We start from the raw sequence: 22,193 nt of genomic DNA, 5'->3' as shown, positions 1-22,193 counted from the left end.
AGGAGGGAGAGAGATGACGGTTGTCCAGCCTGCGCTGGCGGCGCCCCGGATCGTCGCCTCGGGCGCGCCCGACGGCAGCCTGATCCTGCGGTCGGAGGTGGAGCTCGAGCCCTATGAGGCGAGCCTTGGCCTGCTGCTGCGCCACTGGGCGCGCGAGGCTCCCGACCGGCTGTTCCTCGCCGAGCGCGGTCCGGAGGGAGACTGGATCGAGCTCACGTGGGGTGAGGCCGGGCGCAAGGCGAACAGCGTCGCGCAGGCGCTGCTCGACCGCGGCCTTGGTCCCCAGCGCCCGCTGCTGATCCTGTCGGGCAACGCGATCGACCACGCGCTGCTGACCTTAGGGGCGTTCCTCGCCGGCGTGCCCGTCGCGCCGGTCTCGCCGGCGTACTCGCTGATGAGCCAGACCTACAGCAAGGTCAAGCACATCGCGGCGCTCGTGAAGCCCGGCCTCGTGTACGCGTCGGACGCCGGGCCGTTCAGCGGCGTGCTGTCCGCGGTGGACTTCGGCGGCGCCGAGCTCGTCCTCTCCAGCGGCACCGGCGCGACGCACTTCGGCGAGCTGCTGGAGACGCGGCCGTCGATGGACGTCGAGGACGCGCTCGAGTCCGTCGGTCCCGACAGCGTGGCCAAGATCCTGTTCACGTCGGGCTCGACGGCGATGCCCAAGGGCGTGATCAACACGCACGGGATGCTGGGCGCCAACCAGCAGTCGCTCGCGCAGATCTGGCCGTTCACGGCCGGCACGCCGCCCGTGCTCGTGGACTGGCTGCCGTGGAACCACACGTTCGGCGGCAACCACAACTTCAACCTGATCCTCAAGCGCGGCGGCACGCTCTACATCGACGCCGGCCGCCCGGCGCCGCCGCTGATGCCGATCACGGTCAAGAACCTGACGGAGGTCGCGCCGACGATCTACTTCAACGTGCCCGCGGGCTACGGCGCGCTGCTGCCGTTCCTCGAGCGCGACGAGGCGCTGCGCGCGAAGTTCTTCGAGCGCCTGGACCTGATCTTCTACGCCGCCGCCGCGCTCCCGCAGGACCTGTGGACGCGGCTGGAGGCGGTCGCTCGCGAGGCGCGCGGCGAGCCGGTGATGATGACCTCCTCGTGGGGCCTGACCGAGACGTCGCCGCTGGCCACCGCGGCCCACTTCCCGATCGACCGCGCGGGCGTGATCGGCGTGCCCGTGCCGGGCGTGGAGCTCAAGCTCGTGCCGGTCGAGGGCAAGCTCGAGATGCGCGTGAAGGGCCCGAACGTCACGCCCGGCTACCTCGGCCAGCCCGACCTCACCGCGAAGGCGTTCGACGAGGACGGCTGGTACCGGACGGGGGACGCGGGCAAGCTCGAGGACCCCGATGACCCCAACCAGGGCGTCGTGTTCGACGGTCGGGTCGTCGAGGACTTCAAGCTGCTCACCGGTACGTTCGTGTCCGTGGGGACCCTGCGCGTGAAAGCGCTCGCGGCCGCTTCGCCGCTGCTGATGGACGCCGTGGTCTGCGGCCACGACCGCGACTACGTGGGGCTGCTGGCGTGGATGAACCCGGGTGCGGCGCGCGAGATCGGCGAGGCGGCGGACGCGGAGATGGAGACGCTGATCTCCTCGCCGAAGATCCACGCGTTCGTGCGTGAGCGGCTGCAGGCCTACAACCGCGAGCACCCCGGCTCCTCGACCCGCGTGGAGCGCGTCGTGCTGCTGGCGGAGCCGCCGTCGCTGGACGCGAACGAGATCACCGACAAGGGCTACGTCAACCAGCGCGCGGCGCTGCAGCGGCGGGGCGCGTTCGTCGACGCGCTGTTCTCCGAGCGGCCGAGCGCGGAGGTGATCATCTGCCCGTAGGGATGCCCAAGGTCGGCGGCGAGGTCGTCGGGGAGGAGGACTGCCTCGACGGCGTCCTCGGCTTTCAGGTGGTGTCGATCGGCGACGGGGAGGCGGAGGCGCGCTTCCCGGTCGCCGACCGCGTGCGCCAGCGCTTCGGGCTCGTGCACGGCGGCGCGTACGCGGCGCTGGCCGAGATGATTGCCACCGAGGCGACGGTGGCGGTCGTGCATCCGGACGGCTTCGCGGCGATGGGCTCCTCGAACGAGACGAGCTTCCTCAAGCCCGCGCGCGGCGACTGGATCACCGCGCGCGCCCGGGCACGCCACCGCGGGCGCACGACCTGGGTCTGGGACGTCGACCACACGGACGGCGAGGGGCGGGTCGTCGCGGTGAGCCGCGTGACGATCGCGGTGCGGCCGCGCTAGCGGGGCCGGCTGAGCAGGCCGCTCACGCGCGCCGTCACGGCGGCCGGCAGCACGCGGCTGACGAAGTGCGTGGCCTGCTTCGTGATCGACGGCGCGACCACCGTCTCGCGGCCGGCCATCAGCGCCTCGAAGGCCTGCGAGGCGACGTGGGAGGGAGCGTCGGTCGGGGCCGCGCTCTCGGCGGGCGCGTCCGGCTCGAGCACGGTGACGCTGACGCCGTGGTCGCGCAGCTCGTGGCGCAGGCCGATCCCGAACGCGCGGGCGAACGCCTTGCTCGCGGTGTACGCCGCCTGGTATCGGCCGGGGAAGGCCTCGCCGATCGAGGCCGTCACCAGCACGCGTCCGCGTCCGCGCGCCGCCATCTCGCCGGTGAGCAGGCGCGCGAGGTGCACGAGCGAGCGGACGTCGAGGTCGACGAGCTCCAGCTCGCGGTCGAGGTCGTCGCTGCGGGCGGTGACGCCGGCGTTCAGCGCGAGGGCGGTGACCGGGCGGTGCCGGAGGCGCTCGTGCAGCGCGAGGACGCCCTCAGGGGTCGCGAGGTCGACCTCGACGGACTCGGCGTCGAGGTCGACGGCGACGGCATGGACGGCGGGTGCGCGAGCCGCGACGACGAGGTCGAAGCCGTGCTTGGAGAACTGGCGAGCCAACTCCAGCCCTATGCCGCTGGAGGCGCCGGTCACGACCGCCAATGGTCGGTCCGGTTCTGTCATACGGAACGGCTTACCCACCTATTGCTTGCTCATGACGCAAAGGCGCGCAGCCGCTTGTCCTATAGGGGGCCGCGGTGCCACGGCCCGGTCACCGCGCAGGTCATTCCCTCCACCGGGTCCTCGTCGAACCGGGCCCGGCCGAACAGGTTGAAGAACAGCGTCCGGCCGCTCGGGCTGAAGCTCACGCCCGCCAGCTCGGAGCCGTTGAGGACGTTGACCGCGAGCTCGAACGCCTGCCCGCGCGGCGTGATCCCGATCAGGCGGTTGACGTGCTCGATCCCCGGGGCGAGCGGGTGCGTGTCCACGAGCGCGGACGACGCATCGTCCTCGCACGCGATGAGCCCGCCGCGCGGCGTGACGGTGAGGTTGTCGGGCGAGTCGCACTCGGCGCCGGACGGCGACTCGTACACGAGCGTCAGCGTGCCGCCGCCCCGGTGCTCGGCCCGGTACGCCCACACCTGCCCAAAGCCCTCCGCGTAGCCGTCGGTGTTGACGTCGCCGTTCTTGGCGTCGCCCCCGCTGGTGGAGACGAAGAAGATCGTGCTGTCGTCCTCCCAGCAGCCCTCGAGCCGGTTGAACTTCGCGCCGCCCTTCGCCCAGCCCTGGTTGAACGTGCTCCTGGGGTCGGCGATGCCCATGACGGCGGGGTCCGGGTCCTCGATCCGCACCCAGCTGACCGGCAGCCGCTCACCGCGGCGACGGCCCTGGCGCAGGTCGATCTGCGGGCGTCCCTGGATGGCGAGCATGTCCAGCGTGCCGCCCGCGGCCAGGTCGTCGGGGCGCTTGGGCGTGTAGCGGTAGAAGCCCCCGCCGACGCCGGAGCCCGGGTCCTCGGTCTCGTAGACGATGCCGGTGCGCTGGTCGACGGCCGCGGCCTCGTGCGAGAAGCGGCCGGCGGCCTTGATCGGCACCCCCGGCCGGAGCTCGCCCGGGTCGCGGTCGACCGGGGTCTGGAACAGGTAGCCGTGGCGCTTGGCGAAGCGCTGCGTGGCGTCGGACGCCTCCGGGCCGCCGACCGACTCCTCGCCCGTGAGCCAGTACTTGCCGCGGTAGGAGATGCCGCCGGCGCAGTTGACGATCGTGCCGTTGAGGCTGACGAAGTCCTCGACGAGCACGCGCCGGCGCTCGTCGTAGACCAGCGTGCTCGTCCCTCCGTAGCCCGTCGGGTCGTAAGCCTTCGTGCGGTCGCCGAGCAGCCCGCCGACTGTGCCCGCGGGGTTGCGGTCCTCGCTGTTGCGGACGAGCCGCACGAGGTCGGTGCCGTGATGGCCGCGCCGCCGACCGCCCGGGAACGAGCCCATCCCGTCGAGCGCCAGCGGCGTCGGGTTGCCGTCGGCCATCTTCGAGCCGCTGTGGCTGAACGTGACGTACGTGAAGCCCGCGGGCAGCGCGAGCACCTCGACGCCCCGCTGGTCGCGCGTCCGGCGCAGCGGACCGTACGGCTGCGCGCCGCCGCCGCGGCCCTCCTGCGCGCGAGCGTCGCGCGCCACCAGTCGCTCGAGCGCGCCCAGGCTCATCAGCCCGCCGCCGGTGCGCACGAGGAACGTACGCCGATCGAACCCTGTCTCCATGCCGCTCCCTCCCAAGGGTCGTGCAGGACCCTCGAGAAGATAAAGCAACCTAAAGGGGTCTGACCCTTTTAGGTTGCTTTAGGTTTCGCGACGGCGAGCTCCTCGAGTCGCTTCAGTGACTCCGTGTTGCGGATGCGGGTCGCGATCTGCACCGGCGGGAGGTACTTCAGCGGGGTCCAGAGCTGGTCGGGATCCTCGAGCATCGTGACCTGGGTGCCGCCGTCGAGCGGCTCGAGCTCGAGCACGACGGACGCCGTGCCGAGCGGGCGGCCCTTCGCGCGCAGCTTCAGGCGCCGGGGCGGGTCGGACTCGAGCACCTCGGTGTGGTCGTCGAGCGTCAGCGGGCCGACGCCGATCGTGTGGTGGAGCTTGGTTCCCGCCGCCGGGAACGTGTCGTCGGCGCCGCGGATGTACTTGGAGCCGACGACCCAGTGCCCATACGAGGGAGGATCGGCGAGCACCGCCCACACCGCTTCGGGGGATGCCGACATGAAGCGCTCGTTTCTCGCCATGTCTTGGCTCTACCCAATACGTTGATGGGGTGGAACGGATCACGTCCTGGCGGGAGTTCGACGACGCGGTGGCCACGGCGGGCGCGGCGGGCTCCGACGAGCGCGTGCACTCGTCGCTCGTGTTCCGCGGGTTGGCGCGTTCGAGCTACTCGAACGTGCCCAGCCTCGCGCGACTGGGGGAGGACTCGTCGCGGCTGGAGCGGCACCTGATCCGCAACTTCCGCAAGTACGCGCACCGGGAGCGGCCGGGCCCGACGCTGTGGGACTGGTTGTCACTCGCGCAGCACCACGGCCTGCCGACACGCCTGCTCGACTGGACGTTCTCGCCGTTCGTGGCCGCGCACTTCGCAACCGCCTCGCACCCGGAGGACGAGGCCGTGGTGTGGGCGGTGGACTGCGCCGCCGCCCACGAGCTGCTCCCGCTCGGGCTCAAGACCGCGCTGGGCTCGGAGGGCGCGACCGTGTTCACGACCGAGCTGCTCGCCGCGCACGCGCCGTCGCTGGACGTGCTCGACCGCTTCGGCGAGGGCGAGCCGTTCGTGCTGTTCTTCGAGCCGCCGTCGCTGGACGACCGGATCGTCAACCAGTCCGCCGTGCTGTCGACGATGTCGGACCCGAACACCGGCATGGACCAGTGGCTCGCCGCGAACCCCGGCGTGTGGCACGCGTGGCTGCTCACGCCCGACGCGAAGGCCGAGATCCGCGAGCGCCTCGACCAGGCGAACATCACCGAGCGCGTGCTGATGCCCGGGCTCGACGGGCTTGCCGCGTGGCTGCGGCGCTACTACGGCCCGGCGCGCGCGAGCTCCGACGGGCAGGAGGGCGGCGCGACGATGGCCGGCCCGACCCCGCTCGAGGCAGGGCAAGGCGACCACATGTAATTCAGCCGCGTTTCTCCAGCAGACCCTGCTGGAGCGCGGTGAACAGCCGCCGCGTGTACGCGATCTCGGTCCGCGCGGCGCCGGCACGGACGAGCGCCCGCACCGCGACCTGGCCGAAGCGCTCCAGGAACGCGTGGCGCTCGAGCAGGCTCGCCGCGTGTGAGTGCGCGTGCTTCATCAGCGCGTCGGAGGCCTGCAGCACGGGCGGGTAGACGCCCCGCTCGCACGCCGTCTCGAGCGTGCTCATCCACTCTCGGAGGTCCTCGCGCGCCAGCTCGGAGGCGAACCAGCCGTGCGGGCCTTCGCGGTACACGGCCGCGGCCGCCGCGGACACCATCTGCGCCCCGAAGCCACGCAGCTGCTGCGCGAGGATCGGCAGCGGCTCCTCGGGCGGCTCGACCGGGCGGACGTTCGGTCGCACACCGCGCTCGGCCGCGAGCTTGCGCACGGCCTCGAGCGGGAAGCGCCGGTGCCCACCCGCCGTGCGGACGGCGGAGATCCGGCCCTCGTCGGCCCAGCGGCGCAGGCGTGAGGGGGAGATCGCGAGCGTCGCGGCGGCGGCCTGCAGCGTCATCGGCGCGCCGTCGCCGTCGCGGGCGGGGTCGACGACCTCGACCGGCGCCGGGAACTCCGCGAGGATCGCGCGCACGTCGTCCAGGTGCTCGAGGAACGCGTCGACCACGCGCGCGTCGAACTGCCGGTTGCGCTCGGCGCGGAGCACCTCGACGGCGTCTTCGACGGACCCGGCGGTGCGGTAGGCGCGGTCGGTGGTGAGCGCGTCGAAGGCGTCGGCGACCGCGACGATCCGGCCGCTGATCGGGATGTCGTCGCCCTCGAGCCGGCGCGGGTAGCCCGTCCCGTCCCAGCGCTCGTGGTGCGTCAGGGCGATCTCCGCGGCGATCTCCAGCACGTCGACGCCGGAGCCCGCCAACATGGCGTATCCGAGCTCGGTGTGCTCCTGCATCTCGGTCCGCTCCTCGCGCGTGAGCGGGCCCGACTTCGTCAGGGCGGCGTCGGCCGTTCCCGCCATCCCGACGTCGTGCAGCCGGCTCGCCACGCGCACGCCGTCGGCTTCGACGTCCAGTGCCTCGGCGAGAAGCGCGCTGTAGGCGCTCAAGCGCTGCAGGTGCGAGCTGATCACCATGCCCCGACGACCTTCCCCGGTCACGCTACTCCCCAAAGATGGGTGATGTCGGGTGGGATCAAGCTCAAGCATTTCAATCTGGTCATCGGATCGGGAGCGGGTGCCACCAGCATAACGCTGCAAGCCATCGCAAAGTTGCAATTGGGCGCAGATTTGCGTTGAATTGCACTCAGTAGGGGTATGGTTGGCGTGTGGCCACTTCGAACTTGCGTGAGCGCAAGAAGGAACGCACCCGGGCGACGATCACCCGGGTGGCTCTGGACCTGTTCGCCCGGGACGGCTTCGCGGCCACCACGCTCCCGGCGATCGCCGAGGCGGCCGAGGTCTCGCCGCGCACGGTCTCGACCTACTTCCCCAGCAAGGAAGGGATCGTCTTCGACGTCTACCAGGCGGCGATCGACCGCTTCGCGCTGCGGCTGGAGGAGCGCTCGCCCGACGAGAAGACGTTCGACGTGCTGCGCGCCTGGCTCCGCGACGAGGAGTCGATCCAGCTCGGGGCCGACGCCGGGCTCGTGCACCCGGGCGCCGAGGACGAGGGCGATTTCCCGCGCCTGCGCGAGGCCGCGATCGCCAGCGACGAGGACCTGTGGGGCCTGCAGCGGCGCTACATGCGGCCGATGAAGCGCCACGTCGCCCGCGGCATCGCCCAGGACCTCGACAAACAGCCCGACTCCTTGCCCGCGCAGCTCATCGCCGAATCGGTCGTGAGCGCGCTGCTGGCCGTCAACGCGTACGCCGCGCGCGATCACGCCGCGGCCACCGACGCCTTCGAAACCGCTCTCGCGTTCCTGCGCGAGGGCTTGTCCGCCTTCGAGACCTAGGATTGCCGCCCCAGATGTCGTCCGCGTCAGAGCTCCCTGAGCCCCGATTCGCCCCCGCCAGCGTCGACGCCAGCCATCAGATCGCGCTCGAGATCCGCCGCTACCTGGAGCGCGAGGGCCTGCGCCCGGGCGACCGGATCGGCACCGAGCAGGAGCTCGCCGCCGAGTTCGGCGTCAGCCGTCCGACGCTGCGCGAAGGGCTGCGGCTGCTCGCCTCCTCCCACCTGATCCGCGTCGGCCGCGGGCGCGCGGGCGGCATCTTCGTCGCCCGCACGGCGGGTGAGGGGATGAGCCGCAACGTCAGCGAGTCGATCTCGATGATGCTCGCCACGGAGAGCGTCTCGCTCGGCGAGCTGCTCGACGCGCGGATGTTCCTGGAGGTGCCGCTGGCCGGGCTGGCGGCGCTCAACGCCACCGACGAGACCGCGGCCGAGCTGCAGGCGGCGATCGACGACGCCACCGGGCACGAGTCCGGCACGCCGTCGTTCAGCGACGCCGACACGCGCTTCCACCAGACGCTCGCCCGGGCGGCGGACAACCAGCTGCTGACGGCGTTCACCGACTGGATCCTCGAGGTGCTGCAGCCGCGGCTGATCGAGGAGATCGGCGCGATCACCGACGCCGACGAGATCCTGCGCCAGCACCGCGACATCCAGCGCGCGGTGCGCCGCAAGCAGCCCGCGGCCGCCGAGAAGGCGATGCGCGCGCACATCGAGTACCTGATGCGGATTCAGCGCGGCGACGTCTGAAGCGCGGCGAGCTCGTCCGGCGCGAGCTCCCACTCCTGGATCGCGACGAGCCCGCGCGGGCCGATCGTCACCGGCACGCCGGTGGCGACGTCCCGCAGCCCGTACTCGCCGTCGAGCAGGACGCTCGCGACCCACTGCTCGCCGTCGTCGCGGGCCATGGCGGCGAGCATGCGGGCGATCCCGGTGGCGCTCGTCCAGGTTGAGGAGCGGCCGGCGTCGAGCGCGACGTGGCGGCGGTACCAGCCACGGACGAACGCGCGCGCGTCGGTGCGCCGCGCTTCGTCGACGGGCGGGTGGACGCGGCTGAAGATCGGCACGGCGGCGTCGCCGTGCTCGCCCAGCACCCACACGTCCTTCCCGCCCGGCAGCGCGGCGCGGAGCCGGAGCGTGTCGTTGAGCGTGTAGCCGAGCACGCGGCGGCGGTCGCCGAGCGTGCGCGCGAGCCGGGCGGTGAGCGCGTCGACGGGGTTGGTGACCACGAGCACGGCACCGTCCCAGCCGCTGAGCCGGCCGGCGATCTCGTCGATGATCGGCGCGTTGTCGGCCGCGCGCGTCGGCGAGGCGGACGCGCAGATCACGAGCACGTCGCCGTCCGTGACGTCGGGGCAGCTGCCGGCGCGGACGCCGCCGGCCTCGAGCAGTAGCTCGAGGTCCATCACGTGGGAGGTCACCCGCTCGAGCCCGCGGTCGATCAGGACGACGTCGAACGGCTCGGGCCGCGTCACGAGCGTGTAGGCCAGCGCCGATCCGACGCCGCCGGCCCCGCCCGTGATCGCGACCCGCACCGCGGGCTACTTGCGCTCGAAGGCGGCGTCGAACGCGACGTCGGACGGCGAGAAGTCCGTCCGGCGCACGAAGGCGAGCGCGTCGGGGGCACCCCAGTCGCGGTCCATCCCGGAGTCCTCCCACTCGATCGAGAGCGGACCCTGGTAGCCGATCCGGTTCAACGCGCGGAAGAGGTCCTCGAAGTCGACGTCGCCGTGGCCGGGGGAGACGAAGTCCCAGCCGCGCTCGGCCTCGCCGAAGTTGATGTGGCTGCCGAGGATCGAGCGGCGGCCGTTGAGGCGCTTGATCGAGTCCTTGACGTGCACGTGGTAGATGCGGTCGGCGAACTCGCTCACGAACTCGGCGCTGTCGAGGAACTGGTGCGCGAAGTGGCTCGGGTCGAAGTTGATGCCGAACCCGGGCCGGTTGTCGAGCGCGTCGAGCGTCTTGCGCGTGGTGACGAAGTCGTAGGCGATCTCGGTCGGGTGGACCTCGAGCGCGAACTTGACGCCCTCGGCGTCGAACACGTCGATGATCGGGCTCCACTGCTCGGCGAACTGCTCGTAGCCGCGCTCGATCTCCGCGAAGTCGTTCGGCGGGAACGAGTAGAGCATGTGCCAGATCGGCGAGCCGGTGAAGCCGGTGACCGTGGTGACGCCCAGCTTGGCGGCGGCGCGCGCGGTGTCCTTCATCTTCTCGGCGGCGCGCTGCTGGACGCCCTTGGGGTCGCCGTCGCCCCACACGTCGGGCGGCACGATCGCCTGGTGGCGGGCGTCGATCGGATCGGAGATCGCCTGGCCGAGCAGGTGGTTGGCGATCGCCCAGACGTTGAGGCCGTTGCGCTCGAGGATCTCGCGACGGCCCTTGACGTAGCTGTCGTCGGCGAGCGCCTGGTCGACGTCGAAGTGGTCGCCCCAGCAGGCGATCTCGATGCCGTCGAAGCCCCAGCCGCCGAGCTTCTCGGCGAGCGTCTCGAACGGCAGGTCGGCCCACTGGCCGCTGATCAAAGTGACGGGTCTAGCCATGTGCGGCCTCAGGATATGGAGCCGCAGTACTGTCAGGACATGCGGATCGCCATCGCGGGTGGAGGACCCGGCGGGCTGTATCTCTCGATCCTGTTGAAGCGCCTGGATCCGGCGCACGAGGTCGTCGTCCACGAGCGCAACGCGCCGGACGACACGTTCGGGTTCGGCGTGGTGTTCAGCGACGAGACGCTGGCCGCGTTCGAGGCGGCGGACCCGGAGTCCTACGCGGAGATCGCGGCTTCGTTCGTGCGCTGGAGCGAGATCGACGTGCACTACCGCGGCGAGGTCGTCACGAGCGGCGGCCACGGCTTCTCGGCGATGGGCCGGAAGGCGCTGCTGGGGATCCTCCAGCGGCGGGCGGCGGCGTTGGGCGTCGACCTGCGGTTCGGCTCCGAGGTGTCGGAGCTGGAGGGCGATCTCGTGGTGGCGGCCGATGGCGTCAACAGCACGCTGCGGGCGCGCTACGGCTTCGAGCCGTCGCTCGACCGGCGGCGCGCGACCTACGCGTGGTTCGGCACCGACCACGTCTTCGACGCCTTCACGTTCATCATCGCCGAGACGCCCGGCGGGGTCGTGCAGGTGCACGCGTATCCGTACAGCGATGTTCGATCCACGTTCATCGTCGAGAGCACGGGCGTGCAGCTGGACCGCGCGCAGTGCGAGGACCTGTTCGGCTACCGGCTGATCGAGAACCGCACGCGCTGGATCAACTTCGTCACGGTCCGCAATCCGGTCTGGCGGCGCGGGAACGTCGTCCTGCTCGGGGACGCCGCGCACACCGCGCACTTCTCGATCGGCAGCGGGACGAAGCTGGCGATGGAGGACGCGATCTCGCTCGCCTGGGCGGTGCGTGAGGGCGATCTGGACGCGTACGAGGCCGAGCGGCGGCCGATCGTGGAGTCCACGCAACGCGCCGCGCAGGGGTCGCTGGAGTGGTTCGAGGGCATCGGTCGCTACGTGCGCCAGGAGCCGCGGCAGTTCGCGTTCAACCTGCTCACGCGGTCGCGCCGGATCACGTTCGGCGAGCTGCGCATGCGCGACCCGGAGTTCGTGGAAGGGGCGCCGCCGATGTTCACGCCGCTCACGCTGCGCGGGCTGGAGCTCCGCAACCGCGTCGTCGTCTCGCCGATGGACATGTACACGTCGGTCGAGGGAACGCCGGGCGACTTCCATCTCGTGCACCTCGGCGCGCGGGCGATCGGTGGCGCCGGGCTCGTCATGACGGAGATGATCTGCACGTCGGCGGAGGGGCGGATCACGCCCGGCTGCGGCGGCCTCTACCGCGACGAGCACGTGGACGCGTGGCAGCGGATCGTCGACTTCGTGCACGCGCACTCGCGGTCGGCGATCGGCGCGCAGCTCGGGCATGCGGGCCGCAAGGGTGCGACGAAGCTGATGTGGGAGGGCGACAACGAGCCGCTCGACGACGGTGGCTGGCCGCTGATCGCGCCGTCGCCGGTGCCGTGGTCGGATGCGCACCAGACGCCGCGGGAGATGACCCGCGCGGACCTCGACGACGTCGTCGGGCAGTTCGTGGCCGCCACGGAGCGCGCCGCCGCCTGCGGGTTCGACCTGCTGGAGATCCACATGGCGCACGGCTACCTGCTGTCGTCGTTCCTGTCGCCGCTGACGAACGTGCGCGACGACGCGTACGGAGCGGACCGCGCGAAGTTCCCGCTCGAGGTCTTCAGCGCCTGCCGCGCCGTGTGGCCGGCCGAGAAGCCGATGTCGGTGCGCATCAGCGCCACGGACTGGGTGGACGGCGGCTTCGACGGCGACGACGCGGTCGCGTTCGCGCACCGGCTGCGCGACGCGGGTTGCGACATCGTCGACGTCTCCACCGGCCAGGTCTCGCCCGACCAGCAGCCGGCGTACGGGCGCTCCTTCCAGACGCCGTACGCCGACCGCATCCGCCACGAGGCCGAGATCCCGGTGATCGCGGTGGGCGCGATCTCGTCCTACGACGACGTCAACACGATCATCCTCGCGGGCCGCGCGGACCTGTGCGCGCTGGCGCGCCCGCACCTGTGGGACCCGCACTGGACCCTGCACGCCGCCGCCGACCAAGGAGTGGACATGGAATGGATCCCGCAGTACCGGTCCGGCGCGCGTGAGCCGCAGACCGGTAAGGACGTGCGGCGGATGCCGCTCCGGCGCTTCGACACGCAGGTCCCGGCGTGAGGCGGGTCGTGGTCACGGGCGGCAAGCGCGGGATCGGGGCGGCGATCACCGCGGCGTTCTCCGGCGACGAGGTGCTCGCCTTGGGGAGCGCGGACATGGACGTGACCGACGAGGCGGCCGTGGCGCGCGTGCTCGGTGAGCTGGAGGTCGACGTGCTCGTCAACAACGCCGGCGTGTCGTCCAGCGCGCCCGTCCATCGCACCTCGCTGGAGGAGTGGGAGCGCCAGATCCGCGTGAACGCGACGGGCGCCTTCCTGGCCACGCGTGCGGTGCTGCCGGGGATGCGGGAGCGCAACCGCGGCCGGATCGTGACCGTGGCGAGCGTCGCGTCCGTGCACGGCTCGCGCTACACGAGCGGCTACACCGCCTCCAAGCACGCGGTGCTCGGCTTCACGCGCGCGCTCGCGACCGAACTCGCCGGCACGGGCGTGACCGCGAACTGCGTCTGCCCGGGCTACGTGCGCTCCGACATGACCGACACGACGATCGCCAACATCGAGTCCCGCACGGGCAAGGACGGTGAGGCGGCGCTGGTCGGGATGACGCCTTTGGGGCGGCTGATCGAGCCGGAGGAGGTCGCGTTCGCGGTGCGGTTCTTCGCGGCGGACGAGGCGGGCGCGATCAACGGCCAGACGCTCCTGATCGACGGCGGAGGCGTCCATGGCTGAAAGGCGACACTCGCCTAGCGGCTCGCGTCGCGACGAGGGCTCGCCCCAGGGGCTCGCCCTCGAGCGTCCGGAGGGTTCGGCGTGAGCGGTTTTCGGTGGGAGGTCCGCGACGGCGTCGGCTTCGTCCGGCTGATCGGGGCGGAGCGCAAGAACCCGCTGACGTTCGCGTCCTACGCGGCGCTGCGCGATCACTTCCGCGCGCTCACGTACGACGACACGGTCGACGCGGTCGTGATCGCGGGCGAGGGCGGCAACTTCTGCAGCGGCGGCGACGTGCGCGACATCATCGGCCCGCTGACCGAGATGACGATGCCGGAGCTGCTGCGCTTCACGCGCATGACGGGCGATCTGGTGAAGGCGATCAAGGGCTGCGGCAAGCCGGTGATCGCGGCGGTCGACGGCGTCTGCGTGGGCGCGGGGGCGATGATCGCGACGGCCTCGGACCTGCGGCTCGGCTCCCCGCGCGCGAAGGTCGCGTTCCTGTTCACGCGCGTGGGGCTCGCGGGCTGCGACATGGGCGCGTGCGCGATGCTGCCGCGGATCGTCGGCCAGGGCCGCGCCGCCGAGCTGCTCTACACGGGGCGCTCGATGGGCGCCGAGGAAGGCGAGCGCTGGGGGTTCTTCAACTCCGTCGTCCTGGACGTGGAGGGCGAGGCGGCGGAGCTGGCGGCCTCGCTCGCGTCCGGCCCGAACTTCGCGCACGCCATGACCAAGACGATGCTCGACCAGGAGTGGGACATGTCGCTGCCGGCGGCGATCGAGGCCGAGGCGCAGGCCCAGGCCATCTGCATGCAGACGGCGGACTTCGAGCGGGCGTACCGCGCCTTCCTGGCCAAGGAGCGGCCGGTCTTCGAGGGCGACTAGATGCTCCACACGGACTGGCCGTTCTTCGAGGACCGCCATCGCGAGCTGGCGTGGCGTGTCCCTGACGTGGCGGAGACGGACCTCGACGCGCGCTGCCGCGCGTTCGTGCGCGCACTCGCCGACGACTGGCTCCCGCACACGGTCGCGCGGCCGCTCGACGTGCGCACGCTGTGCCTCGCGCGCGAGACCCTCGCCTACCACGACGCGCTCGCGGACTTCGCGTTCGCCATGCAGGGCTTGGGCGCGGGGCCGATCACGCTGTTCGGCGACGACGCGCTGCGGGCGCGCTACCTGCCGGGTGTAGCGGCGGGGGAGCGGATCGCGGCGTTCGCCCTGTCCGAGCCCGAGGCCGGCTCCGACGTGGCGGCGATGCAGACCACGGCGGAGCGCGACCGCATCACCGGCACGAAGACCTGGATCTCCAACGGCGGGATCGCGGACTTCTACACCGTCTTCGCGCGGGCACCCGAGGGCATCAGCGCGTACGTCGTGGACGCCGAGCACGTCGAGGTGGTCGAGCGGATCGACGTGATCGCGCCGCACCCGCTCGCGACGCTGCGCTTCGACGGCGCGCCCGCGACGCCGATCGGCGAGCCGGGGAAGGGGATGCGGGTCGCGCTCGGCACGCTCGACGTGTTCCGCTCGACGGTCGGCGCGGCGGCGCTGGGCTTCGCGCGGCGCGCGCTGCACGAAGCGCTCGCGCGCGTGAAGGAACGGCAGCTGTTCGGCGCGCCGATGGCCGAGCTGCCGCTGGTGCAGGCCAAGCTCGCGGACATGGCGCTCGGCGTGGACGCGAGCGCGCTGCTCGTCTATCGCGCCGCGTGGACGAAGGACAATGGCGCCGCGCGCGTGACCCGCGAGGCGGCGATGGCCAAGCTGCACGCGACCGAGACCGCGCAGCGCGTGATCGACGGCGCCGTGCAGGTCTTCGGCGGGCTCGGCGTGACCTCGGGCCAGGTCGTCGAGCGCCTCTACCGCGAGATCCGCGCGCTGCGGATCTACGAGGGCGCTTCGGAGGTCCAGCAACTCGTGATCGCCCGGGAGGTGTTACGTGGATAGCTTCACGCGCGACGGGTTGCCGCCGCGCGAGCAGTGGCCCGATCTGCTGCTGCTCGACTACCCGGCGCGGCTGAACGTGGCCGAGGAGCTGCTCAAGAACGAGGGGACGGCGATCGCGAACGGGTGGTCCTACGCCGAGCTGGCCGAGCGCGCCGACGCCGTGGCCGGGGCGCTGAACATCGAGCCGGGCGAGCGCGTGCTGCTGCACTCGCCCAACACGCCGGAGGCGATCGCGTGCTGGCTCGGGATCCTGCTCGCGGGCGGCGTCGTCGTGGCGACGATGCCGCTGCTGCGGCGGGGCGAGATCGACAAGGTCGTGGCCAAGGCGAACGTGACCAAGGCGCTCGTCGCACGCGACCTGACGGGCGAGGTCGACGTGCTGGACATGCTGGTGATCGAGGACCTGCCGACCCGCGGCTGGTTCGACGCCTGCGACACGGCCGCGGACGACGTCGCGATCATCGCCTTCACGAGCGGCACGACCGGCGTGCCGAAGGGCTGCGTGCACTTCCATCGCGACCTGCTGGCGAGCTGCGACACGTTCGCGCGCGAGATCCTCCGGCCACAGCCGACCGACGTGTTCTCCGGCTCGCCGCCGATCGCGTTCACGTTCGGGCTCGGCGCCTCGCTGCTGTTCCCGCTGCGTTTCGGCGCGGCCACCGCGCCGACCTCGCCGCCGCAGCTGCTGGAGACGCTGCACGCCAAGCGCGTGACGACGCTGTTCACCGCGCCGACCGCCTACCGCGCGCTGCTGCGTGAGGAGCTGCCGGACTCGTTGCACACGTGCGTGTCGGCGGGCGAGCCGCTGCCCGCGGGCGTGTCCGACGCGTGGCTGGAGAAGACCGGCATCCGGATCGTGGACGGGATCGGCTCGACCGAGATGCTGCACATCTTCATCGCGTCACGGGCCGACGAGGCGAAGGCCGGCTCGTGTGGGCGACCCGTACCCGGCTATGAGGCGCGGATCGTGGGACCGGACATGGAGACGCTCGGCGCGGGCGAGGTGGGCCGGCTCGCCGTGCGCGGCCCGACGGGCTGCCGCTACCTCGACGACGAGCGCCAGACCACGTACGTGCGCGAGGGCTGGAACCTCACCGGCGACGCGTTCTCGGTCGACACCGACGGCTACTTCTGGTTCCAGGCGCGGACGGACGACATGATCATCAGCGCCGGCTACAACATCTCCGGCTTCGAGGTCGAGGCCGCGCTGCTCGAGCACCCGCTCGTGGCCGAGTGCGCGGTCGTCGCAGTCGACGACGCCGAGCGCGGCCACGTCGTCAAGGCGTGGGTGGTCGCGACCGAGCCCGTGGAGGCGAAGGCGCTGCAGGACTTCGTGAAGGCCCGGATCGCGCCCTACAAGTACCCGCGCCGCGTCGAGTTCGTGGACGCGCTCCCGCGCACGCCCACGGGCAAGGTCCAGCGCAACGTCCTGCGAGACCGCGGGTGAGGCGCCTGCAGCCACCCGGCTGGCCGCCGCCGAAGGGCTACGCCAACGGGATCGAGGCGAGCGGGCGGCTCGTGTTCGTCGCCGGCCAGATCGGCTGGGACGAGACGGGCGCGTTCGTCTCCGACGCGCTCGCCGCGCAGGTCGAGCAGGCGCTGCGCAACATCGTCGCCGTGCTCGCCGAGGCGGGCGCCGGGCCCGAGCACGTCGTCCGCCTGACCTGGTTCGTGACGAGCCGTGACGAGTACCTCACGTCGGTGAAGGAGATCGGCGTGGCCTACCGCGCCGTGATGGGCCGCCACTTCCCGGTCATGTCCGTGGTCGAGGTCAGCGCGTTGGTGGAGAAGTTCGCAAAGGTGGAGATCGAGGCGACTGCTGTGCACTAGATGTGGGGAGGACCTCAGGCGATGAACCTCGCAGCGGCGGCCATCGCCCTCACGTTCGCAGCGCCGGCTCAGGACCCGGCCGACGATCTCGCCACGTGCACGGCGCACCGCCCGGGCCCCGAGCCGGGCCGGACCGTCCTGCAGCTGTGCGTGCCGCGTCTGGTGAAGGCCTGGGCGGACAACGGGCTCGTCTCCGTGCCCGAGGCGCGACGGCTGCAGCCGATTCCGCGGCCGGGCCTGGTGTTCGGCTCCTTCGGCGGCTCGCCCGAGGCGCTGCGGCTGGACGGCGGGGTGCGCAAGCTCGCCGGGCGGCGCTTGCACAACCGGGCGCGGGTGGCGATCACGACCCGGATCGATGTCGTCTCCTGGGACGGTCAGACCCGTTACGCGCGGTCCGGCCACCGGCAGCTGCGGCTCGCGCCCGACACACGCATCCGGGTCCGTGGCCGCACCGTGATCGAGCTCGTGTCCTCGACGGGCACGACCCGCATCCCGCTCCGGCAGTCGTCCACCGCCGAGGACAGCTGAGCCTGTACAGAAGATGAGAAGGGCTCCCACGAGCGTCCTGTATGGTCGCCTCGGTCCGGTTGGTAGGAGGAGAGAGCCCGTTGCATCGCTGGAGAAGTGCGCTGCCGTGGTTGGTGTGCGCGATGGTGTTGGTCATCGTCGGCCCGACGTTCGCGCGCGCGAACGCTGAGCCGCGGCCGTCCGCGGACGCGCGCATCGTCGCCCACGACTCCACGTCCGACGCGCCGTACCTGTGGTTCCAGGACGGCGCAAGCCCCGACACCGCGGACAACAGCGTCACGATCGCCGCCGGTGGGACGGTCCAGTTCTCGTTCGAGGAAGGTGGCGCCCCGCACAACGTGGCCTTCCCCAACCAGCAGCCGAGCTCATGCAGCCAGGACGAGGACCCGACGCTCGTGGCGGCGCCGCTGCCGCGGGGGCCCGAGTTCCCGACCTGGAACGGCGTGTGCACGTTCAACACGCCCGGCAGCTACCGCTTCTACTGCCAGGCGCACTCCGGCATGGAGGGCTTCGTCGAGGTGGAGGGCACGGCGCCCACCCCGACCCCGACGCCGACCGTCACGTTCACGCCGACCGCGACGCCCACGGTCACGGCCACGGCGACGCCGACGCCGACCGGGCGGCCGCTCATCGTCGCCAAGGACGGCGGCGCGCAGCCGTACTGGTTCCAGGACGCGTCCAGCAGCAACCCGGACGACAACTCGGTGACCATCAAGGTGGGCGAGAAGGTCGATTTCGCGTACCCGACGGGGTTCAACGTCCACAACGTGAAGTTCGACACCAACCCGTCGTCGTGCGTGCAGAGGACCGGCAACGTCCGGCCTGCGCCGCCGCTTCCGCAGGGCGTCGAAGGGCCGGGCTGGTCGGGTGAGTGCACGTTCAACACGGCGGGCACCTACACGTTCCTGTGCTCGGCGCACCTGTCGATGACGGGCTCGGTGGTCGTCGAGCCGCCACCGGACCCACCGGACACGACGATCACGAGCGGGCCGGCGCCGCAGACGAACCAGACCACGGCGAGCGTCACGTTCACGTCTCCGCAGTCCGCGGCCGCGTTCGAGTGCAAGCTGGACACGCCGTCGGGCGCCGGCAGCTACGGCCCGTGCACGTCGCCGTGGTCGCGCAGCGCGCTGACCGACGGCGCGTACACGTTCTCGGTGCGCGCGGTCTACCCGGCCGGCAACCCCGATCCGACGCCCGCCACACGGGTGTTCACGGTGGACACCGGGCCACCCGACACGACCATCAACGGCGGCCCGAGCGGCACGGTCAACACCGCGTCGGCGTCCTTCCCGTTCTCCGGGACCGAGCTCGGCGTGACGTTCGAGTGCAGCCTGGATTCGGCCGTCTACGCGCCCTGCACATCGCCGCGCGCCTTCAGCGCGCTGGCCGACGGAGCGCACACGTTCTCCGTCCGCGCGACCGATCTCGCCGGCAACGTGGACCCGACGCCGGCCTCGCGCGCCTTCACCGTCGACACGATCGCGCCCGACACGACGATCACCAGCGGTCCGTCCGGGCCGACGAGCTCGAGCTCGGCGTCCTTCGGGTTCTCGAGCGAGGCGAACGCGACCTTCGAGTGCCGGCTCGACGCCGGCGAGTACGTGGCGTGCACTTCGCCGCGCGTGCTGAGCGGGCTGGCGGACGGGGCGCACACGTTGTACGTGCGTGCGAAGGATGCGGTCGGCAACGTCGATCCGTCGCCGGCGTCCCGGGCGTTCACGGTCGACACGACGGCGCCGGACACGACGATCAACGACGGGCCGAGCGGCACGGTCAACACGACCTCGCCGAGCTTCCAGTTCTCCGGGACCGAGGTCGGCGTGACCTTCGAGTGCCGCCTGGACACGGGCGCGTACGAGGTGTGCTCGTCGCCGCGGGCGCTCACCGGGCTGAGCGACGGGGCGCACACGTTCTCCGTGCGTGCGAAGGACGCGGTCGGCAACCTCGATCCGTCGCCGGCCTCGCGCATGTTCACGGTCGACACGGCGGCGCCCAACACGATCATCGACTCCGGTCCGACGGGCACGGTCAACACCGCCACGCCGGCGCTGGGCTTCTCGTCGAGTGAAACCGGCTCGAGCTTCGAGTGCCGGCTCGACGGGCCGGGAGCGGCCACCGGGACCTACGCGCTGTGCACGTCGCCGCGGACCGTCGGCCCGCTGGTCGACGGCGCGTACACGTTCTCGGTGCGCGCGACCGACGCCGCCGGCAACGTCGACGCCACGCCCGCGACCCGCACGTTCAGCGTCGAGACGAGCCTGCCGGACACGGGCATCACCGCCGGCCCGTCGGGGCCGACCAACGGCACTTCGCCGTCGTTCGCGTTCACCTCGACCAAGGCGGGCTCGACGTTCGAGTGCCGCCTGGACACGCCGAGCGGTGCCGGGACATTCACGGCGTGCACGTCGCCGCAGACGTACACGACCACCGCCAACGGCGCCTACACGTTCCTCGTGCGCGCCAAGGACGCGGCGGGCAACCTGGACGCCACGCCCGCGTCGCAGTCGTTCACGGTCGACACGGTGGCGCCGGACACGGCGATCGACGCGGGGCCGAGCGGGACCGTGACCACGTCGTCACCCAGCTTCAGCTTCTCGAGCGAGGCGGGCGCGAAGCTCGAGTGCCGCCTCGACGGGCCGGGCGGCGCGACCGGCAGCTACGGCCTCTGCACCTCGCCGCGCGTGCTCGGGTCGCTGGCCGACGGCACGTACACGTTCCTCGTCCGCGCGACCGACGTCGCCAACAACGTCGATCCGACGCCCGCCTCGCGCACCTTCACGGTCGACGCGACGGCGCCGGACACCACGATCGACACGGGCCCGAGCGGCGCGGCGTCGTCGCCGACGTTCACGTTCTCCGCAAGCGAGTCGGGCTCGACGTTCGAGTGCCAGCTCGACGGTCCCGGCGGCGCGACCGGCACCTTCGCCGCGTGCACGTCGCCGCGCACGCTCAGCCCGCCGGCGGACGGCACGTACACGTTCCGCGTGCGGGCCAAGGACGCGGCGGGCAACGTGGACGCCACGGCCGCGTCACGGTCCTTCACCGTCGACACGACGGCTCCGGACACGGCGATCGACTCGGGTCCGAGCGGGACCGTCACCACGGCGTCACCGTCCTTCAGCTTCTCGAGCGAGGCCGGCGCCACCTTCGAGTGCCGGCTCGACGGTCCGGGCGCCACGGCCGGCACGTACGCCTCGTGCAGCTCGCCGCGCGTGCTCGGCTCGCTGGCCGACGGCGCGTACACGTTCCTCGTGCGGGCCAAGGACGCGGCGGGCAACGTCGACGCCACGCCGGCCTCCCGGACGTTCACGGTCGACGCGGCGGCGCCCGACACGACGATCGACACCGGGCCGAGCGGGTCCATCGCGACGGCCTCGCCGTCGTTCACCTTCTCGTCGAACGAGCAGGGCTCGACGTTCGAGTGCCGGCTCGACGGTCCCGGCGGCGCGACCGGCGCCTACGCCCAGTGCACGTCGCCGCGCACGCTCACCACGCTGGCCGACGGCGCGTACACGCTCCGCGTGCGCGCGAAGGACGGCGCGGGCAACCTCGACCTGACGCCCGCGAGCCGGACGTTCACGGTCGACACGACCGCCCCCGACACGACGATCACCGGCGGCTCCTCGGGGATCGTCACCGGCACGACGCAGTCGTTCACGTTCACGGGGGAGGCGGGCGCGACGTTCGAGTGCCGACTCGACACCCCGTCCGGGGCGGGCGCGTTCTCTGCCTGCACCGCACCGCGCGCGTACGACGTGACCGCGCTGGGCGCCTACACGTTCCGGGTCCGCGCGCTGGACACCGCCGGCAACGTCGACGCGACCCCGGCGACGCGCGCGTTCACGCTGCAGGCCGCGCCGGCACCGATGGCGGGCACGATCGACGCCCGCGACGACGGCACGGGCAACGCCAACTGGTTCCAGGACGCTTCGCAGAGCAGCGCCGCCGACTCCACCGTCAGCATCACCGCCGGCGAGACCGTGCGCTTCCGGGCGGTGCCGCCCGCGGCCGGCGCGCCGCAGTTCCACAACGTCAGCTTCAAGAACTCGGCGCTCAAGCCGGCGAGCTGCGACCTCCCGGGCATCAAGCCCGGCCCGTGGGAGGGGACCTGCAGCTTCGCCGCGCCCGGCACGTACACGTTCCTGTGCGAGATCCACCCGGCGACGATGACCGGCACCGTCGAGGTCACGGCGGCGCCGCAGCCGACGGTCACGGCGACGCCCACGCCGGTGCCGACGTTCTCGGCCACGCCCGCGCCGACCGTGGCGCCCACGCCATCGCCGGCGCCACCGCCGAAGCCGTCCGCGAGCCTCGACGCGCCCTCCAAGCCCAAGCTCGCGACCTACCTCAAGAGCGGCCTGAAGCTCACCGGCCCGTGCGCGTCGCTCAGCTCGGGCACGGTCACGCTCTCGGTCACCAAGGCGGTCGCGAAGAAGCTCAAGCTCAAGGGCACGTCGCTCGGCACGGGCACCGGCCGCTGCGCGTCCGGCAAGTTCTCCGTCACCGTCAAGCCGTCGGCCGCCGTGAAGAAGGCGCTGAAGAAGCACAAGGGCGCGGTCAGCGCGACCGCGACGCTCAAGGCCGGCTCGGTCACGAGCGTGCGCAAGCTGACCCTGAAGTAGCGATTGCGAGGGATCCGCG

Annotated in this window: 19 protein-coding genes; 13 read left to right on the top strand and 6 right to left on the bottom strand. The window is 72.0% G+C overall.

Features of this window, described 5'->3' with window-relative positions; translation table 11 throughout:
- The first annotated feature begins 13 nt into the window (after positions 1 to 13).
- Together OJ997_RS18675 and OJ997_RS18670 are read left to right on the top strand one after the other, a co-directional pair.
- The gene (locus OJ997_RS18675) at positions 14 to 1,834 is read left to right on the top strand and encodes a feruloyl-CoA synthase (RefSeq protein ID WP_270026710.1); all 1,821 of its coding nucleotides are present in this window, start codon (positions 14 to 16) and stop codon (positions 1,832 to 1,834) included.
- Between the two features lie 2 nt (positions 1,835 to 1,836).
- Entirely contained in the window at positions 1,837 to 2,241 is a 405-nt protein-coding gene (locus tag OJ997_RS18670; RefSeq protein WP_270026709.1) for a PaaI family thioesterase, read from the top strand.
- Here the strand turns inward: OJ997_RS18670 and OJ997_RS18665 are convergent.
- The 3 genes from OJ997_RS18665 to OJ997_RS18655 form a co-directional block, all read right to left on the bottom strand.
- The gene (locus tag OJ997_RS18665; RefSeq protein ID WP_270026708.1) at positions 2,238 to 2,921 is read right to left on the bottom strand and encodes an SDR family NAD(P)-dependent oxidoreductase; all 684 of its coding nucleotides are present in this window, start codon (positions 2,919 to 2,921) and stop codon (positions 2,238 to 2,240) included. The two genes, OJ997_RS18670 and OJ997_RS18665, sit on opposite strands and share 4 nt — an antisense overlap.
- Before the next feature lie 89 nt (positions 2,922 to 3,010).
- The gene (locus tag OJ997_RS18660) at positions 3,011 to 4,522 is read right to left on the bottom strand and encodes an alkaline phosphatase PhoX (RefSeq protein ID WP_270026707.1); all 1,512 of its coding nucleotides are present in this window, start codon (positions 4,520 to 4,522) and stop codon (positions 3,011 to 3,013) included.
- 68 nt (positions 4,523 to 4,590) lie between these two features.
- Positions 4,591 to 5,013 (bottom strand): SRPBCC family protein, encoded by a 423-nt coding sequence (locus tag OJ997_RS18655; RefSeq protein ID WP_270026706.1) that lies wholly within the window; start codon positions 5,011 to 5,013, stop codon positions 4,591 to 4,593.
- Positions 5,014 to 5,063: 50 nt separating this feature from the next.
- Here OJ997_RS18655 and OJ997_RS18650 point away from each other — a divergent pair, with 50 nt between their 5' ends.
- Positions 5,064 to 5,915 carry an FRG domain-containing protein gene (locus OJ997_RS18650; RefSeq protein ID WP_270026705.1) on the top strand — a complete coding sequence of 284 codons (852 nt, stop codon included), beginning with the start codon at positions 5,064 to 5,066 and terminating at the stop codon, positions 5,913 to 5,915.
- 1 nt (position 5,916) lies between these two features.
- Here OJ997_RS18650 and OJ997_RS18645 read toward each other — a convergent pair whose 3' ends face one another.
- Complete coding sequence (locus tag OJ997_RS18645) at positions 5,917 to 7,059, bottom strand: HD domain-containing phosphohydrolase (protein WP_270026704.1); 1,143 nt, start codon at positions 7,057 to 7,059, stop codon at positions 5,917 to 5,919.
- Positions 7,060 to 7,250: 191 nt separating this feature from the next.
- On the opposite strand from OJ997_RS18645, the gene OJ997_RS18640 reads away from it, so the two are divergent.
- Complete coding sequence (locus OJ997_RS18640; RefSeq protein WP_270026703.1) at positions 7,251 to 7,880, top strand: TetR/AcrR family transcriptional regulator; 630 nt, start codon at positions 7,251 to 7,253, stop codon at positions 7,878 to 7,880.
- Between the two features lie 14 nt (positions 7,881 to 7,894).
- On the top strand, positions 7,895 to 8,629 hold the full coding sequence (locus OJ997_RS18635) for a FadR/GntR family transcriptional regulator (RefSeq protein WP_270026702.1): 735 nt from the start codon (positions 7,895 to 7,897) through the stop codon (positions 8,627 to 8,629).
- On the opposite strand, the gene OJ997_RS37670 is transcribed toward OJ997_RS18635, so the two are convergent.
- A complete protein-coding gene (locus tag OJ997_RS37670; RefSeq protein WP_270026701.1) occupies positions 8,611 to 9,414 on the bottom strand; it encodes a malate dehydrogenase in 804 nt (267 codons plus the stop codon). The two genes, OJ997_RS18635 and OJ997_RS37670, sit on opposite strands and share 19 nt — an antisense overlap.
- A gap of 6 nt (positions 9,415 to 9,420) precedes the next feature.
- Positions 9,421 to 10,419 carry a sugar phosphate isomerase/epimerase family protein gene (locus OJ997_RS18625; protein ID WP_270026700.1) on the bottom strand — a complete coding sequence of 333 codons (999 nt, stop codon included), beginning with the start codon at positions 10,417 to 10,419 and terminating at the stop codon, positions 9,421 to 9,423.
- A gap of 39 nt (positions 10,420 to 10,458) precedes the next feature.
- Here OJ997_RS18625 and OJ997_RS18620 point away from each other — a divergent pair, with 39 nt between their 5' ends.
- The 8 genes from OJ997_RS18620 to OJ997_RS18585 all read left to right on the top strand — a co-directional run bounded on the left by OJ997_RS18620 (position 10,459) and on the right by OJ997_RS18585 (position 22,174).
- Positions 10,459 to 12,600, top strand: coding sequence for an oxidoreductase (locus OJ997_RS18620; protein ID WP_270026699.1), 2,142 nt, complete (start codon positions 10,459 to 10,461; stop codon positions 12,598 to 12,600).
- Positions 12,597 to 13,268: an SDR family NAD(P)-dependent oxidoreductase gene (locus OJ997_RS18615; protein ID WP_270026698.1), complete on the top strand. Its 672-nt coding sequence runs from the start codon at positions 12,597 to 12,599 to the stop codon at positions 13,266 to 13,268. Before OJ997_RS18620 ends, OJ997_RS18615 begins: the two co-directional genes overlap by 4 nt.
- An 81-nt stretch (positions 13,269 to 13,349) precedes the next feature.
- A complete protein-coding gene (locus tag OJ997_RS18610) occupies positions 13,350 to 14,132 on the top strand; it encodes an enoyl-CoA hydratase family protein (protein ID WP_270026697.1) in 783 nt (260 codons plus the stop codon).
- On the top strand, positions 14,133 to 15,191 hold the full coding sequence (locus OJ997_RS18605) for an acyl-CoA dehydrogenase family protein (RefSeq protein WP_270026696.1): 1,059 nt from the start codon (positions 14,133 to 14,135) through the stop codon (positions 15,189 to 15,191).
- Complete coding sequence (locus tag OJ997_RS18600; protein ID WP_270026695.1) at positions 15,184 to 16,638, top strand: AMP-binding protein; 1,455 nt, start codon at positions 15,184 to 15,186, stop codon at positions 16,636 to 16,638. The genes OJ997_RS18605 and OJ997_RS18600 overlap by 8 nt, the downstream gene beginning before the upstream one ends.
- Positions 16,635 to 17,021: a RidA family protein gene (locus OJ997_RS18595; RefSeq protein WP_270026694.1), complete on the top strand. Its 387-nt coding sequence runs from the start codon at positions 16,635 to 16,637 to the stop codon at positions 17,019 to 17,021. The genes OJ997_RS18600 and OJ997_RS18595 overlap by 4 nt, the downstream gene beginning before the upstream one ends.
- Positions 17,022 to 17,042: 21 nt before the next feature.
- A complete protein-coding gene (locus OJ997_RS18590; RefSeq protein WP_270026693.1) occupies positions 17,043 to 17,549 on the top strand; it encodes a hypothetical protein in 507 nt (168 codons plus the stop codon).
- 122 nt (positions 17,550 to 17,671) lie between these two features.
- Complete coding sequence (locus OJ997_RS18585) at positions 17,672 to 22,174, top strand: plastocyanin/azurin family copper-binding protein (RefSeq protein ID WP_270026692.1); 4,503 nt, start codon at positions 17,672 to 17,674, stop codon at positions 22,172 to 22,174.
- Positions 22,175 to 22,193 lie beyond the last annotated feature (19 nt).

The sequence above is a fragment of the Solirubrobacter phytolaccae genome (genome assembly GCF_027587195.1).
GTDB lineage: Bacteria > Actinomycetota > Thermoleophilia > Solirubrobacterales > Solirubrobacteraceae > Solirubrobacter > Solirubrobacter phytolaccae.
This window is presented reverse-complemented; position numbering and strand designations above follow the sequence as displayed.